Source organism: Pseudarthrobacter lactosi, assembly GCF_055412785.1.
The window spans coordinates 376835-392205 of sequence record NZ_JBVAYS010000003.1; the positions used below are offsets into that span (position 1 = coordinate 376835).

General features: G+C 66.4%; 14 protein-coding genes. 3 read left to right on the forward strand and 11 right to left on the reverse strand.

Annotated features, from left to right (window positions below; genetic code table 11):
* Positions 1 to 138 precede the first annotated feature (138 nt).
* A complete protein-coding gene (locus ACZY0Q_RS15270; protein ID WP_463918101.1) occupies positions 139 to 1227 on the forward strand; it encodes an FUSC family protein in 1089 nt (362 codons plus the stop codon).
* On the opposite strand, the gene ACZY0Q_RS15275 is transcribed toward ACZY0Q_RS15270, so the two are convergent.
* Positions 1193 to 1960, reverse strand: coding sequence for an SDR family NAD(P)-dependent oxidoreductase (locus ACZY0Q_RS15275; protein ID WP_463918103.1), 768 nt, complete (start codon positions 1958 to 1960; stop codon positions 1193 to 1195). The two genes, ACZY0Q_RS15270 and ACZY0Q_RS15275, sit on opposite strands and share 35 nt — an antisense overlap.
* 109 nt (positions 1961 to 2069) lie before the next feature.
* Between ACZY0Q_RS15275 and ACZY0Q_RS15280 the strand changes: the two genes are divergently transcribed.
* Positions 2070 to 2489, forward strand: a complete 420-nt coding sequence (locus ACZY0Q_RS15280; RefSeq protein ID WP_463918105.1) for a YciI family protein — start codon at positions 2070 to 2072, stop codon at positions 2487 to 2489.
* A gap of 45 nt (positions 2490 to 2534) precedes the next feature.
* Positions 2535 to 3782, forward strand: a complete 1248-nt coding sequence (locus ACZY0Q_RS15285) for an RNA polymerase sigma factor (protein WP_463918107.1) — start codon at positions 2535 to 2537, stop codon at positions 3780 to 3782.
* Between the two features lie 104 nt (positions 3783 to 3886).
* Here ACZY0Q_RS15285 and ACZY0Q_RS15290 read toward each other — a convergent pair whose 3' ends face one another.
* The 10 genes from ACZY0Q_RS15290 to ACZY0Q_RS15335 form a co-directional block, all read right to left on the reverse strand.
* Positions 3887 to 5761 (reverse strand): IucA/IucC family protein, encoded by a 1875-nt coding sequence (locus tag ACZY0Q_RS15290; RefSeq protein ID WP_463918670.1) that lies wholly within the window; start codon positions 5759 to 5761, stop codon positions 3887 to 3889.
* A gap of 29 nt (positions 5762 to 5790) precedes the next feature.
* Complete coding sequence (locus ACZY0Q_RS15295; RefSeq protein ID WP_463918109.1) at positions 5791 to 6372, reverse strand: GNAT family N-acetyltransferase; 582 nt, start codon at positions 6370 to 6372, stop codon at positions 5791 to 5793.
* Complete coding sequence (locus ACZY0Q_RS15300; protein WP_463918110.1) at positions 6369 to 7751, reverse strand: lysine N(6)-hydroxylase/L-ornithine N(5)-oxygenase family protein; 1383 nt, start codon at positions 7749 to 7751, stop codon at positions 6369 to 6371. The genes ACZY0Q_RS15295 and ACZY0Q_RS15300 overlap by 4 nt, the downstream gene beginning before the upstream one ends.
* Entirely contained in the window at positions 7748 to 9385 is a 1638-nt protein-coding gene (locus tag ACZY0Q_RS15305) for a pyridoxal phosphate-dependent decarboxylase family protein (RefSeq protein WP_463918671.1), read from the reverse strand. The genes ACZY0Q_RS15300 and ACZY0Q_RS15305 overlap by 4 nt, the downstream gene beginning before the upstream one ends.
* Before the next feature lie 328 nt (positions 9386 to 9713).
* A complete protein-coding gene (locus ACZY0Q_RS15310; RefSeq protein WP_463918111.1) occupies positions 9714 to 10046 on the reverse strand; it encodes a GNAT family N-acetyltransferase in 333 nt (110 codons plus the stop codon).
* On the reverse strand, positions 10043 to 11401 hold the full coding sequence (locus tag ACZY0Q_RS15315) for an acyltransferase family protein (RefSeq protein WP_463918112.1): 1359 nt from the start codon (positions 11399 to 11401) through the stop codon (positions 10043 to 10045). The genes ACZY0Q_RS15310 and ACZY0Q_RS15315 overlap by 4 nt, the downstream gene beginning before the upstream one ends.
* Positions 11402 to 11535: 134 nt before the next feature.
* Complete coding sequence (locus ACZY0Q_RS15320; protein WP_463918114.1) at positions 11536 to 11940, reverse strand: DUF1304 domain-containing protein; 405 nt, start codon at positions 11938 to 11940, stop codon at positions 11536 to 11538.
* Between the two features lie 44 nt (positions 11941 to 11984).
* Positions 11985 to 12836, reverse strand: a complete 852-nt coding sequence (locus ACZY0Q_RS15325; protein ID WP_463918115.1) for a class II fructose-bisphosphate aldolase — start codon at positions 12834 to 12836, stop codon at positions 11985 to 11987.
* Complete coding sequence (locus tag ACZY0Q_RS15330; RefSeq protein WP_463918116.1) at positions 12836 to 14302, reverse strand: GntP family transporter; 1467 nt, start codon at positions 14300 to 14302, stop codon at positions 12836 to 12838. The genes ACZY0Q_RS15325 and ACZY0Q_RS15330 overlap by 1 nt, the downstream gene beginning before the upstream one ends.
* 163 nt (positions 14303 to 14465) lie before the next feature.
* Complete coding sequence (locus tag ACZY0Q_RS15335) at positions 14466 to 15365, reverse strand: NAD(P)-dependent oxidoreductase (protein ID WP_463918118.1); 900 nt, start codon at positions 15363 to 15365, stop codon at positions 14466 to 14468.
* Positions 15366 to 15371: the final 6 nt, after the last annotated feature.

The window sequence follows — 15371 nt, forward strand, 5'->3', positions numbered from 1 at the left end:
GCCGTGCCCGACCCGCCCTGATCCGGCCCGGCCGGACGGGCTTTGATCCGCCCGGCCTACGCGACGCCCTGTGACCCAGCTAATGGTGGCCAGTCCGGGCGTCTGCTAATTTTCGAACAAGAGTCTGAAGGATAGGTGGTGTTGGCGGTGCGCAGAGTCATGGCCCATGCCCGCACCATGCACGTCCTGGGTCCGGCGCACAACGACCGGCTCTCGGCCGTACGGGTTGCCCTCAGCGTGGCAGTGCCATCGCTGGTACTCCTGGCCATCGGCCGCCCCGAGCTCACCATGTACGCAGTATTCGGTGCCTTGACGGGCATGTACGGGCGCTCGGAATCCCATCAGCTGCGCCTCAAGCACCAGGCCCAGGCGGCAGTGGTCCTGGTCAGCGGCATCACGGTAGGCGTGTTCCTGTCCGTCAACCACATCCACTCCTGGTGGCTGGTGCTGGTGGAGGCCTTGCTGGCCGGCGTCGGGTCCCTGTTCTCCGACAAGGTGCGGCTCAAGCCGAACGGACCGTTCTTCGGCATCCTCGCGTTAGGCGCCTGCGCCTCGGTCCCGACAAGCGTTCCGTTCCTGACGGCCGTGCTGATCGGTGCCGCCTCGGCTGCATTCTCAATCCTCGTGGGCTTCGCCGGCTGGCTGCGGGTACGTGCCTGGCAGGCTGGCGCCATGCGGGACGTTCCGCGTCTCAACGGTGAACTCCGGCAGGCCGCGCTGGTGCACGCCGCCCGCTATGTCCTGGCCGTCGGTGCCGCCGGCGCCTGCGGGGTGCTGAGCGGCAGCGGACACCCGCACTGGGCGATGGCCGCGGCCGCTGTTCCCCTCGCCGGAGCCGACCTGCCCAGCCGCGTCCACCGCGGCATCCACCGCATCGTGGGGACGTTCGTCGGGTTGGCGCTGGTCGCCGTCGTACTTTTCCCGGGGCCGCTCTCTCCGCTGCAGTATTTCCCCGGCCACACCGCCGCCGTGCTGGCGCTGCTGGTGATCGCGTTCCAGTTCCCCACCGAACTGTTCATGGCGCGGCACTACGGCTGGGCCATGGTCTTTTTCACTCCGGTGATCCTGCTGATGACGCAGCTTGCCGCGCCCGCGGACCCGGGCCTCCTGGTCACGGAGCGCGCGGTGGAGACCTTCGTGGGCGCCGTGATCGGTATCGCGGTGGTGGTGGCTGTGCGCGCCCCACGGAAAACTACTGCTTCGGACGCCGCGGCGGCCCGGAGGTAAACCGTGCCGGCAGTACGCGTGAGATGGCAGCCACCAGTTTGTAGCGTTTGGTGGGGATCGAAACGCCCTTCCCGCGGGCGTTGTCCGCCAGTCCGTCCCGGACCACCCAGTCCGCCCGCAGCCACATCCAGTGCGGGGCGACCGACTTGTCCATGCCCATCCGGTCATGGAATTCGGTGTGCGTGAATCCGGGGCACAACGCCGTGACATGCACGCCCTTCGGTCCATAGGCAAGGTTGGCCCAGCGGCTGAAGCTGACCTGCCAGGCTTTCGCAGCCGAGTAGCTGCCGCGGTTGGCGAAAGCCGCCACGCTGGCCACGTTGATGATCCGGCCGGAATGCCGTTCAAGCATCCCCTGCAGGGCGGCATGGCAAAGCTCCATGGGGGTCGCCACGTGCAGCCGCAGGTGCCGTTTCTCGTCGTCCAAGGAATTGTTTTCGAAGGAATGCAGGAGCCCGATCCCCGCGTTGTTGACCAGGACTTCTACCGGCCGCGCGGCGTCCGTGAGGCGCCCGACGACGGCAGCCACGCCGGCGTCGTCCGTCAGGTCTGCAGACAGCACCTCCGTGGAAACGCTGTAATCACGCTCCAGTTCTTCGGCGATCTGCTGGAGCCGGGCGGCGTCGCGGGCCACCAACACCATGTGGTGGCCTTCCTGCGCGAGTTGGCGGGCGAACTCCGCCCCCAAGCCTGCGGTTGCACCTGTTACGAGCGCTGTGGTGGGAGTCTCCATGCGCCCCAGACTACGGAAAAATTTTCATGTTGTGTCGATCCGGCCTCGCGCCGTTCGACCTATGGGTGAGAAGGTCGAAGGGCGACCTTCCATAACCAAGGAGTGCGAAATGGCAAAGTACATGCTGATCATGCGGGCAACCGACGAGTCACTCGCGGAGTTCACGAACGTCGACTTCACAGAAGCCATGAACGCCATGGGCAAGTTCAACGACGAGCTGATCCATGCAGGCGTCCTGTTGGCGGCCGAAGGCCTCGACGACCCGAAGGAGGGCGTTGTGGTCGACTTCACCGGCGAAACACCCGTGGTCACCGACGGCCCCTACGGCGAAACCAAGGAATTGTTCGGTGGCTTCTACCTCCTCGATGTGGCGTCGAAGCAGGAAGCCATCGAGTGGGCCAAGCGGGCCCCGATGACGGCCGGCACCAAAACCGAAATCCGCCGTGTGCCCACCATCGACGAGTTCCCGCAGGACAACGAATGGATCCAGAAGGAACGCGCCTGGCGTGAGCAGACCGGGCAGCTCTGAACGGCAGCCCGGACCTGCAGCTGTGACCGACAGGTCTGACCGGTAATGAGCGGTGCTGAGGCGCGGGGCGCCGTCGAGGCGGTGTGGCGGATGGAGTCTGCCCGCATCGTCGGCGCCCTGGCCCGCTATACAGGTGACTTCCCCTTGGCCGAGGACCTCGCGCAGGAGGCACTCGCCGAGGCCCTCGTCTCCTGGTCCGTCGACGGGATACCTGCCCAACCGGCGGGATGGCTGCTCACCACCGGCCGCCGTCGCGCGATTGACACCTTCCGGCGGCGGGCCGCCAGGGACGAAAAGTACGGGCTGCTGGCCCGCGATCTTTCGGCGGAAGAACCCGGAGCGGATGCACTTTTCGACCCCGCTGCGATCGACGACGACGTACTGTCACTGATGTTCATCTCCTGCCATCCGGTGCTGTCCAAGGAGGCCCGGATCGCTTTGACGCTGCGAGTGGTGGGCGGCCTGGCCAGCGAGGAGATCGCCAAGGCTTTCCTGGTGCCGGTGGCCACCATCCAGGCTCGCATCACCCGCGCCAAGAAGACGCTGGCCGCTGCGCAGGTGCCGTTCGCGGTCCCCGAACCGCGCGAGCGGGCTGAACGGCTCGGGTCTGTCCTTCAGGTTATCTACCTGATCTTCACGGAGGGCTCCTTCGCGTCGGGCGGCGCCGAGTGGATCCGTACGGACCTAGCCGGCGAAGCCCGCCGCCTGGCCCGAGTGCTGGTGCGGATCTCGCCGGAGCCCGAGGTGTTCGGGCTGATTGCGCTTATGGAACTCACCGCCGCGCGGTTCCCGGCCCGGCTCGACACGTCCGGGCGCCCGGTGCTTCTGGAAGACCAGGACCGACGGCGGTGGGACCAGGCCGCGATCCGGCGCGGACGTGCAGCCCTCGCCAGGGCGGCAGGGTCCGCCCGCGGTCTGGGGACTTACGGGCTCCAAGCGTCCATCGCCGAGTGCCACGCGGTGGCCCAGTCGGTTGCCGAAACGGACTGGCCGCGGATTGTCATTCTCTACGAAGCCCTGGGCCGGCTCGCCCCGTCTCCTGTCATCGAACTCAACCGAGCGGTCGCGGTCGCGATGGCCTCCGGCCCGGCGCACGGGCTGCAACTGGTGGAGGCCATCGCCGCGCGCGGCGAACTGGCGGGCACGCACCTGCTCCCCGCGGTCCGCGGCGAGCTGCTCACCCGGCTCGGCCGGCGTGACGACGCACGGACCGCACTCCTGCAGGCCCTTGCCCTTTGCGCGAATGCCGCCGAGCGCGCGGTGCTGGAGCGCAAGGTGGACGAGCTCAGCTGACTTCGACCGCCGAGCTCACAACACAGCGCGAACGTACAGTTGGGGCCCTCGCCGCGGGGCGCCAACTGTACGTTCGCGCTTCATCAAGGGCGGTTCAGCGGGCGCTAAGCGAACCTGGCGAGCGGGTTGGCGAGCCGGCCTGCCATCTGCAGCCCGCCGGACGGGTCCGTGAGGTCAAGCATCTGCTGGTTGTTCCGCAGCTGCAGCCGGTTCAGGCACGACAGTTCGAAGTCCGCCGCGAACAGGTCGTGGCGGGCGAACTGGTCCGCGAGCTCCGGGTTCTCAGCCTGGTAGTCCTGGATAACCCGGGCGGCCGTGCCCCAGAACTCCTCCTCGCTGAGTTTCCCGTCCTCCACCAGCAGGGCACCGAGGAAGCGGAAGATGCAGTCGAACACATCCGTGAAGATGGCCAGCACCTTTTCGGTGTCGGGAATGTCCACCTGGATCCGTGACACCTCCTCGGGCAGGTCCAGCCGGCGCCCCATCACCACGATTTCCTCGGCGATGTCCTTCATAACGGCCCGTACTGGGACGCCGTCCTCCAGCACCAGGATCACGTTCTCGCCGTGCGGCATAAAAGCGAGTTCGTACCGGTAGAGGCAGTGGACCAGCGGGACGAGGTAAGCCTCGAAGTAGCGGCGCAGCCATTCGACGGGTTCTAGCCCGGAGCGCTCCATCAGGGCAGACACCATCGGCTTGCCGGCCGAATCGACGTGCAGCAGGGACGCCATGGTTGCCAGCTGCTGGCCGTCCTCCAGCAGAGGGAGCGGACTTTCCCTCCACAGCGCAGACAGCATCTTCCCGTAGGGCGAGCCTTTGGCGGACGCGGCCTCGTAGTAACTGTTGTGGTAGCCGATCGCAGCGATCTCGCTGATCATGGCCAGGCCGCGCTTCTGCAGGGCCGCGTCTGACCGGATCAGGTCCTGCAGCCAGTCATTGATGGCGGGGGTTGCCTTCATGTACTGGGGCGAGAGTCCACGCATAAAGCCCATGTTCAGGACGGACATCGCCGTCTTGACGTAGCTCTTTGCCGGGGCGTCCGTGTTGAAGAACGTGCGGATGGACTGCTGGGCCTGGTAGCTGTCAGTTCCCGTCCCCAGGTGGATGATGTGCTGCTGGGCGATCTCGGCCGCGAACGTGACGGTGAGCTTGTTCTCCCACTGCCAGGGATGCACCGGCATCAGGAAGTACTGTGCGGGGTCAACGCCCTGGTCCGCGAATTCGGCGTCGAAGGAATGCAGCGCAGCGGCGCCGAGCTCGGCCTCCAGGTGGGCGCGGTAGTCCAGTCCTGCGCTGGCGGTGAAGACAGCCTTGGTACGGTGGACCCCGATCCACTCCAGGCGGACGGGGGCTCCGGTCTCCGGCGCGAACGCCCGGTAGTCGCTGATGCCGAAGCCCAGCCGGCCGTTGTTGGCCACAAAACACGGGTGGCCCTCCGTCATGCTGCGTTCGATGGCCTGGAAGTCGGCTGCGGGGTCTGTTCCGCCGGTGACTCCTGCCACGAGTTCTTCTGCTGACGGCTGCCCCAGCCATTGTTTGTAGGAGTGGCCGGCCAACGTGCTGCTGATCTCCTCAAGGTAGACCGGAAGCATCTCGTCGCGGATCCCCAGGGTGTCCTTGAACTCGGTGATAAAACGCAGGGCATCGGGGGCGGCATCCTCGCCGCCGCGCGTGCAGCGGATGGAACCGGCGTCCACGGACCAGTGCTCCAGCTCCAGGACGCGGGCGGTAAATGAGTATGCCGTTGAGCCGTCATCGCTGCGGACCACGTACACCGCGGGCTCCTCCTGACCTGCGGTACCCCCGCCGGAGCGTAGGCGCTGCGGCTCCAGGATGCGTTCGTGCAGGAATTCGGCGAGTGCCTTGCGGACCAGGTGGCGGTTGGCCGTGGCCCAGCGCTCGGGTGCGAGGTGGGGAACGGTGTTGGCGGTGCTGTCCGGCCGGTCCGCGGCGGTGTCAAAATCGTCCGCGGCGTCAATGACAGCGGCGGGGTTGAGCTCGATGGTGGTCACAGTGATGCTCCCTGGTGGATCGGGGCGGAAAGGTCTTGGGGGTGGCGCAGGGCCGCGCGGGCGGCGAGGTAGTCCTGGCGTGTGCAGAAGCTGAGCAGCGCTTCCTTGTCCGGCAGGTTGACTACCCCCGCCGGCTGGAAGCCCAGCCGCTCGTTGAGCACATGGATCTTGGAGTTCCTGGCGTCCGGTTCCACCACCACGCGTTCCACTCCCGGTTTTTCGAACAGCCGCTCCAGCACGGCGTCCATCACCGCGGACGTGTACCCCGGTTGGGGATCTCCCGACGGCGGCGCCACCAGCAGGTGCATGCCAATGTCACCCTCCTGCACGGCATAGACCGCGGCCAGCGGCGAGGCGGCCGGAAGGTATTCCTCCATCAGGAAGGCGGGGATGCCGTCGTCGTTGATCCCCAGCAAGGCATGGTGATGCCCCGTTGCCTGGATTTTCGAGTACTCCTCCACCACGCCCTCCACTGTGGAGGACAGCATCCCCCAGAACGACGCGTACGGCTGGGTCACCCAGCTGTGGAGGAGGGGTGCGTCGGCAACGGCGTCAACACAGCGGAACGTGAAGCTCATGCTGACACCCCTGCTTTTCCGGTTGCGAGCCTTTCGGCAGATTCGGGCAGGCCACCCGGCGGGCCGAACTGCTGGAACGCGATGCTGCGCTCCACGCGATAGACCTCGCGGCCGGTGATCTCACGCAGGATGCACGAGTTGCGGTAGGCGGCCATGCCGAGGTCCGGGGTGACAAAGCCGTGCGTGTGCAGTTCGGCATTCTGGACGAAGATTTCGCCGGGTTCGACGCCGGTGCTGTAGTTGCGTGCCACGGCGAACCGGCCGGCGGTGTCCCTGGCGATCCGGTCCTGGATGCCGGCAAGGAATTCCGGTTCCCGGTAGGTGTAGCCGGTGGCCAGGACCACGGCCTCGCTGTCCAGCACATAATCGGAGCCCTGCTCCTCGTGCCGGAGCTGCAGGGTGTGGGCGCCTGCGGCTGGATCCCACACGGCACCGGTGAGCGATGAGTGGGTCATGAGCTGGGTGTCCACCATGCCGGAGAGGCTCTTGGTGTACAGGAGGTCATAGATGGCGTCGATCAGCTCGGAGTTGATGCCTTTGTAGAGGTTCTTCTGGCTCTTGATGAGGCCGTCGCGCTGGTCCTGAGGCAGCCCATGGAAGTAATCCACGTACTCCGGCGACGTCATCTCCAGGGTGAGCTTGGTGTATTCCAGCGGGAAGAAACGCCCGGATCGGGTGGCCCAGTTCAGCTGGTAGCCGTAGGTGTCCATGTCCTGCAGGAGCTCGTAGTAGATTTCCGCGGCGCTCTGGCCGCTGCCCACGATGGTGATGCTGCGTTTGGCCTGCAGTTCACTCTTCCTCGACAGGTAATCGGCGTTGTGGAGGACAAGTCCCCCGCCGTTGGCGGCCGCTTCGACTATTCCGTCACAGGCCGCCGGCACGTACGGCGAGGTGCCGGTGCCCAGCACCAGCCGCCGCGCCAGCAGCACCTCGGGCCCGTCCGGACCTTCTACCGCAAGGCGGTACACGCCGGCGTCGTACGTTACATCCAGCACAGCTGTGCTAAAACGGACGGACCGCAGCTGGCCGGCCACCCACTGGCAGTACTGGTTGTACTCCGCGCGCAGCGGATAGAAGTTTTCGCGGATATAGAACCGGTAGAGGCGGCCGGTCTGCTTGAGGAAATTCAGGAACGAATACGGCGAGGTGGGGTCGGCCAGCGTCACCAGGTCCGCCATAAACGGTACCTGGAGATGGGCCGGCTCCAGCATCATGCCGGGGTGCCAGTCGAAGGATTCCCGTTGTTCCAGGAAGACGCCGTCCAGCCCGTCCACCGGCTCGCTAAGGGCGGCGAGGCCCAGGTTGAAAGGCCCGACGCCGATCCCGGCGAAGTCGAAAATGCGCGCTTCTGCAGAACTGTTAAAGTCCGGGGTGCTCATGCGGACACCTCGCTGGTGCTGGGGCTGGCATTGTCGCTGGCCAGCAGCTGCGAGCCGGTGCGGCGCAGCAGTTTGATGATCTGGTTGATGTCCTCCAGGGTTGCTTCGGCATTGAGGAGGGTGAACTTCAGGTAGTGCCTGCCGGCTACCTTGGTGCCGGCCACCACGGCCTGCCCAGACGCGAAGACCGCCGCGCGGATGGCCGGGTTGAGGGTGTCGGCCGCGTCCTCGGACAGCCGCCCGTGAGCGTCGGACGCAGCGCCGGTGAGTTCAGTACCGCTGAGTTCAGTACCGGAGACCCGGGGCCGGTACCGGAAGACCAGCGTGCTGAGCTGCGGAGCGGTGGCGAGCTCAAAGTCATCGTCGGCGGCCAGCACGGATCCCACGCGCGCGGCGAGATCGATCGCTTCATCAAACAGGGCGCCAATGGCATCCGCGCCCATGATGCGCAGGGTCAGCCACAGCTTGAGTGCGTCAAAGCGCCGGGTGGTCTGGATGCTTTTGTCCACCTGGTTGGGGATCTCGGCCAGGGCGGCGCTTTCCGGGTTCAGGTAGTCCGCGTAGTAGGTGACGTGCTGGAGCATGGCGCGGTCGCGGACCAGCAGGGCGCTGGAACTGACGGGCTGGAAGAACGTTTTGTGGAAGTCCACGGTGACGGAATCGGCCAGGCGGGTCCCGTCCAGCAGGTGGCGGTAGCGGCCGGAAACCATCAGTCCGCCGCCGTAAGCCGCATCAACGTGGAACCAGGCACCGTAGGCGCGTGACAGGGCGGCGAGGTCCGCGAGCAGGTCCACCGCACCGAAGTCGGTAGTCCCGGCGGTGGCCACAACCGCCATCGGCACCAGCCCGGCGTCGTGCGTTTCCGCCATGGCCCCGGCAAGCGCTGCCGGGTCCATCTTGTGGTCCGCGGTGCAGGGGACGGAGATGACGGCGTCGAAGCCCATGCCCAGCATGGACGCGGACTTCTGGATGCTGAAGTGGCTGTCCGCTGACGTGAAAATGCGCAGTTTTTCCAGTAAGGCAGGCAGCCGGAGTCCGGCGTTGGCCGGCTCCTGCCGCAGCCCGGCAACGGCGTGGTTGCGCGCGATCAGCAGTGCCTGCAGGTTTGACTGGCTTCCGCCGGAGGTGAATACGCCGTCGGCTGCAGCCCCCAGCTGCAGCCGTTCGGCGGTCCAGTCGATGAGCCGGCGCTCGATCATGGTGGCCCCGGCGCTCTGGTCCCAGGTGTCCATCGACGAGTTCACCGCGGACAGGATGGCTTCCCCTACCAGCGCCGGGATCACCACCGGGCAGTTCAGGTGGGCCGCGTACTTGGCATCGTGGAAGTAGATGGCGTCTCGGAGGTAGACGGTCTCAAGCTCCTCCAGGGCCGCGGCGGTGTCCGGGAGCGGCTGGTCCAGGTCAACGGCGCCGATGCGCGCCTTCATTTCGGCAGGCCCGACACCGGTGAACGGCCGGGTGGTGCGGTCCAGCTTGGTGGCCACGGCGTTGACGCCCTGCAGCACCTGCGCCACGTACCGGGTGGAGTTCCTGGTGTTGAACAGATGGTTGGTGGCAGCGAGGGCCAGTTCCACGCGGGAGCCGAAATCCTGCCCAGGCAGGGTTTCCCTCACCCGATTTTCGTCCACATACATCTCATCAACACGGGGCAGCAGCGGCACAGTGGTCATCCTTAGTTCGACGGTGGGGTTGTCTTTAGCAAGGTAAGCCTTACTTAGGTGAACCTTTTCGTCAAACTTTAGTGACTTATTTATCTTAAGCTGCGGGAATACGGGCTTTCTCAAGGCGGGAACGCGTCATTGACTGGCCCTCGTCACTGATCGGGTGCAAAATACTCCGCACGCCCTGCCCGGAACCAAGCCACGCGGGGTCACTTCTTGCCCGATAAAGTCCCGTTATCGGGCAAGAAGTGACCCCGCGTTGCGGTTAGCAGGTGGGCGGGGGCTTATAGGACCGTTCGCGCTAGTCGTCCGGCCAGTCGATGTGCTGTTCGTAGCCGCCCTCATGTTTGCGGAGGTACCCGGCGATGAAGGGGCAATGCGGGATGATCCGCTTACCCGAAGCCACCACGTCGTCGAGCGCGAAGTGAGCCAGCACCTTGCCCAGGCCCTGGCCCTTGAAGTCTTCGGCGGTGTCGGTATGGAGGAAATCCACATGTCCGGGCAGGTCCCGGAAGAAGGACTGGACCGCGATCTTCCCGCCCACCCGCAACGCGTAGAAGTGGTGCTCGTCATCCCTGGAGAGCGAGACGTCAGGGCTGAACTGGTCCTCGGTGGAAATCATGTTCTCAGTCATGGTTCGACACTGGCACTACTTGGCCCGGCTGGCAATGGCCCATCCGGCTGCCGTCCGTGGTGGGCGGCCCGTTCGGCACCGACATCGCCCGGAACGCGTTCCGGCATCCTGCCCAGCAACAGGACGGCCATCACAAAGCATGCCGCGCCGCCTCCGAGCAGTCCCAGCGTCAGGCCGTTCAGGGCAGCGTCCGCCACCGGAATGAAGACGACGACGGCGGCCGTCACCACCGCGGCGGCGGGCCTGCCGCGGGTGTGGACAGACGCCGTCGGACGTTCCTCAAGGCGACCGAACGCGCCCAGCACCGGGAGCAGGAGGGCCACAACCCCCAGGAAGACGAGTGGGCGGGCCCACCACCATTCAGCGGTGCCTGCCGCGGGTTTGGGGAAATCTGTGAGGAGCAGGAGTCCGGACATGGCCACGAGCAGCGGCAGGTGCCAGAGGTACACGGTCATGGAGCGGCGGCCGGCAACCATCACCACGGCACGCACCCAGCGGACGCCGGAAACCCAGCCCAGCACCGGCCGGAAAAGCTGCAGCACGGCGGCCTGGGACACGCCCAGGAGCAGCAGGCACAGGTTGGGCGGGTTGAGGTTGACCAGCATGTTTCCGGAGTAAAGGCCCAGGCCGGTGATCAGCCCGAGCAGCAGGTTGGCCGCCAGGATGATCCCCACCAGGCCGGACCGCGACAGCCTGGCGAGGTGACCGTCGGCCATCAGGAAACCGAGCTGCTGCACGGCGCACCACAGGAAGACAAGATTTGCGTAGGCGAGCATGGGGAGGGCCCCGCGGAAGCAGTCCACGGCCACCACCAGGGCTGCCAGGACGGCAACGGTCAGCCAGGGCGCACGGCTGTGGAACCGGGCCAGGAGCGGGATGTTGAGCTGGGCTGCCAGGTAGGCGGCGAGGAACCACAGGGGCATGCCGGCTCCGGTGGCCATCAGCTGGACCACCTGGGGATCCACACCGAACAGGAGCGCAGCCGAAAGGCCCAGGAACATTACCGCCAGGAGGGCCGCCGCCGGACGGACCAGCCGCAAAAGCCGTGCCTGGGCAAACTCGAAGCCGGTGCCGCCAAGGGCCTGCAGCCGCTGCCAGGACTGAAGCCCGGTGGTGCCGCCTGTCACGAAGAAGAGCGGCATGACCATAAAAATCCAGATGACGGGCACGAACCACGGCTGATCGCCGAGGGTGTTTTCGGAGGTCACGGTGCCGTTCCTTTGGAGGACTGGGCTGACCATCATGCAGTGACCCACCACCACCAGGGCCAGGCAGAAGAACCGGACAAGGTCGATCACCAGGTCGCGCTGGACCGCCTGTTCACTGTGCGGGGCCAGCCCCTTCGCACCACTCATGTGCAGTCCCTACAAGCGCCGATGCTGCTGTTGACTCAATTGTCCGCCCGCGATGTGCTCCCGGCGAGAAAAGTGTTCTCCGGGCCGGAAAACAGGTAGTGCGTCGCCTCGGCAGTAGTCGGTTCCGCAGTCAGTCAGCCAATAACGGCCAGCGACCCAAGCACGACGGCGAGCAACGGCGTCGCGCCTTGCGCCACCGCGGGGCGGAGATACTTTTTCCCGCTGAGTGCCAGCACTGCGGCGGCGAGCAGCATGGACCCGCAGCAGCTGAAGATCAGCGTCCAGCCGACCAGGTGCTGCGGCGAACCGTCGGCGCCAAGGGCCAGGCAGCCCACTCCGATGAACGCGCCGATAGCCAGGAACAGGTTGTAGAAGCCCTGGTTGTAGGCGAGGGGTTTGGTGGTCTCGGCGTCGGCCTGGGAGGCGAGGCCGAAGCGTTTCCAGGTGGCCGGGGTGGTCCACGTGAGGGACTCCATGGTGAAGATGTACACGTGGAGCGCGGCGGCGAGGAAGGCAAAAAGCAGGGAGGCCAGGATCATGTGCTGATCCTAGCCTCCCTTCCGGACACCGGCCGGTACCACCCTCAGCGGGTGAGCATGCCCAGGGCCGACGTGGCGAATTCCCTGGCCGAGGTGTTCCAGTGGCCCAGCAGGCCCTGGAGGTTTTCGCCGTCGGCCCGGTGTGCCGGAAGCTGCTCCTGGAGCGTGGACAGCACGCCCGTGCGGAGCTCGGTATTGAAATTCACCTTGCCCACGTTCATCGCGGCGGCCTTGACCAGCTCCCCCGCCGGAATGCCGGACGCGCCGTGGAGCACCAGCGGGATGTGCGTCCGCACGGCAATGTCCTGCAGGACATCCCAGCGAAGCTGCGGCTCCCCCTTGTACTTGCCATGGACGTTGCCCACCGCCACAGCCAGCAGTTCCGCGCCGGTCCGGGCCACAAAGTCCTCCACCTGGGCGGAGTCGGTCAGCCCGGCCACTGCAACACCGGCTTCATCCGCACCAAAGGCACGGTCCTCGTCGCCGGCCAGACCGCCGAGTTCCGCTTCAAGCACGACGCCGGCACCCAACGCAGAGCGCGCCTCACGGACCAGCGCAATGTTGTCCTCAAACGGCAGGGAGGAGCCGTCCGCGAGGACCGAATCCGCCCCCGCGGCGACGGCGTCGGCCATCACTTTCACGTCGGTGGCGTGGTCCAGCTGGACCGCCACGGGAACGGATGCTGCGTCTGCCAGGCCGCGGAGCGCGGCGATCAGCCGCAGGCCGTTGGGCGTGGCGGCCGTTCTGGGGGCCACCAGCAGGATGACCCCGTGGCCGGCGTCCTCTGCCGCGCCCACCACAGCCAGGGCGGTGGTGAAGTCGTAGCAGGTGAACGCGGGAACGGCAGAGCCCTGCTGGAGGGCGGAGGTGACCAGGTGGTCGAGTCGGGTGCGCATCAGACGCTCAGGCCTCCCACCAGGATCCAGGCCACGAAGGTCAGGAGGAAGCCGGCCACGCCCAGGACGGTGGTGAGGACGGTCCAGGTCTTGAGGCCATCCGAGACTGTGAGGCCGTAGTAGCGCACCACGGTCCAGAAGCCGGCGTCGGTCACGTGGGACAGGCCAAGCGAGCCGAAGCCGATCGCAATAACGATCACGGCGATCTGGGCGGGCGAGTAACCGCCTTCCATGACGGCGGAGGTCAGCAGGCCGGTGGTGGTGACGATGGCGACGGTTGCCGAACCCTGGGCTGCACGCAGTGCCAGGGAGATCACGAAGCCAAGCACAATCACCGGCAGGCCCAGGTGGTCCAGCGTCTGGGACAGCGCGGCACCGATGCCGGAGGTCCGCAGGACTTCACCGAACACGCCGCCGGCCGCGACAACCATCAGGATTGATGCGATGGGAGGCAGTGCGCCTTCGAAGATCTCGCCGGTTTCCTTCAGGGACCAGTTGCGGCGGACCGCCAGCAGGAAGAAGGACAGGGCCACGGCCACCAGCAGGGCGAAGAACGGGTTGCCGATGAACGCAGCGAGGCCGTACCAGGAGTTGTCCTTGGGAATGGTGAGCGTGCCCAGGGTACCGATGAGGATCTGCACGATCGGGGCAGCGATGAGGAAGATGATCAGGGCCGGACGCGGCGGGGCGATGCCTACCGCGCCGGGGCCTTCGTGGCCAACCTTGACCAGGGAGTCGGAACCGAATTCGTCCACCTGGGCCTTGACACCGGGGAGGAGTTCGTATTCCTTGCGGTTCATGATGCTGGCAACCCAGTAGGACAGGAACCCGAGCGGGATGCAGATGAGCAGGGAGATCAGCGTGATGAGCCCGATGTCGGCGCCGAACACGCCGGCGCCGGCCACAATGCCCGGGTGGGGCGGCACGGCGACGTGGATGGAGAGCATAATGCCCGCCATCGGCAGGCCGAACTTGACCGGGTGCACGTTGGCGATCTTCGCAAAAGCGTAGACGATCGGGACGAGCACAATGATGCCCACCTCGAAGAACACCGGAATGGCCACCAGGAAGCCGACGGCGGTGAGCGCCACCGCGACGCGCTTGGCGCCAAGCTTCTCGGTGAAGTGCGCGGCCAGCGACTGGACGCCGCCGGAAACCTCGATCATCCGGCCAAGGACGGCGCCGAGCGCGATGAGCAGGGCCACCTTGCCCATGGTTCCGCCCACACCAGTGGCGACGACGGTGAAGACGTCCTTCAGCGGGATCTGCGAGGCTACGGCCACGGCGATGCTCACGGTCAGCAGGGCCACGAAGGCCTGGATCTTGAAGCGGATGATCATCACCAGTAGGACGGCGATGCCGATCGCTGCGATGGTGAGGAGCAGTGGAGTGCCAAGTTCTACTGCCGGTTTGATGGCGGGGGCGTCGGCCGCCCGCACTATCAGGGGGTTCATCAGGTGGTTCATGACGGTGTCTCCTTTGACGAGCCAGTCTTCCAGAAGACGGGCAATCAGGCGCTAACTGTTTCTATTGGGGAACGCTGGAAGATACGACGACGGCGGAGGGGGGACCGCCGTCGTCGTACGTTTTTAGGGGGTGCTTTAGCCGGCGTGCTTAGGGCGAAAGCGCTTAGGCGGTGCGCTTGGTGGGCGCGACAACCTTGATGACGGCGGAGTCATCGGCGGCGGCGAGGCCCTGGGCCTGGCCCAGGAGGTACAGCTGCTCGGCCGCGGCGGCAACGGGGGCTGCCAGGCCTGCGGCGCGGGTGGCTTTGCCCACGATGCCCATGTCCTTGACGAAGATGTCCAGACGGGACAGGACCTCGGCGCCTTCCTCGGTGTAGGCCTCAAGGATCCGGGGGCCGCGGTTGGAGAGCATAAACGAACCCGCGGCACCCGCTTCGAGGGCTTTGAGGGTCTTCTCCTGGTCCAGGCCCAAGGCGTCGGCCAGCGCCAGGGCCTCGGCGGCAGCGGCGATGTGGACGCCGCAGAGGAGCTGGTTGACGGTCTTCAGGGCCTGGCCGTCGCCGGGCTTGTCACCCACCACGGTGAGCGTCGAGGCGAGCAGTTCGAGGGCCGGACGGGCCTTCTCCTGGGCTTCCGGGGAAGCGCCCACCACGATCAGCAGGTCGCCTTCGCCGGCCCGTTGGGGTCCGCCGGACAACGGCGCGTCCACGAGCTCAACACCGTACTCGGCCAGTTTGGCGACCGTGGCGGGGATCGCTTCTGTGCCCACGGTGCTGCCGAGGATGACAACGGCGCCCGGCTCCAGCACGGAGGCCACACCGTCCTCGCCGAAGAGGACGTCGTTGAGTTGCTCGCCATTCCGGACCGCCAGGAGCAGGGCGTCAGCGCCCTTGGATGCTTCCCGGGCGGAGGCGAAGGTGCGGATGCCGGCTTCTTCGGCGAGCTTCAGGCGCGGCTCGGCGATGTCGAAGCCGTGGACGGTGAGCTCGCTGGCCAGGCGCGTGGCCATGGGCAGGCCCATGGCGCCGAGGCCCAGGACGGTGATGGTGTAGGTGCTGGTCATGGTGTT